Annotated in this window: 1 protein-coding gene; it reads right to left on the reverse strand. The window is 71.8% G+C overall.

The genetic code is table 11. From position 1 onward, the window contains the following. Positions 1 to 266: hypothetical protein (locus R0J87_RS21200; protein WP_498888755.1), on the reverse strand; the 266-nt coding region annotated here is incomplete at both ends.

Consider the following 266-nt stretch of genomic DNA (forward strand, 5'->3'; position numbering starts at 1 on the left):
GGCCGGAGCGATCGACCGGCTGGCTGTCGGATCGGCGCGTGCTCTGAACCGGACGGCTTGAGCTGCTGGAATCGGCCGACTGGCTCGCCGGCGGGCCACCGCTGCCGTACACCACCGGCGCCGGCGGGCCGCCCCGTGTGCAGCTGGACAGACCGATCGTCACGGCCGCGGCCAGGATCAGCGGAAGGGTCGGACGAAACCGGCGCATCGGCGCGGTGGCTCCCGGCGCACCCAGGGTGTCGATCGCTCTTCTCCTGGTAATCATC

It is taken from the genome of Halomonas sp. SIMBA_159 (genome assembly GCF_046536035.1).
Classification (GTDB): domain Bacteria; phylum Pseudomonadota; class Gammaproteobacteria; order Pseudomonadales; family Halomonadaceae; genus Vreelandella; species Vreelandella venusta_A.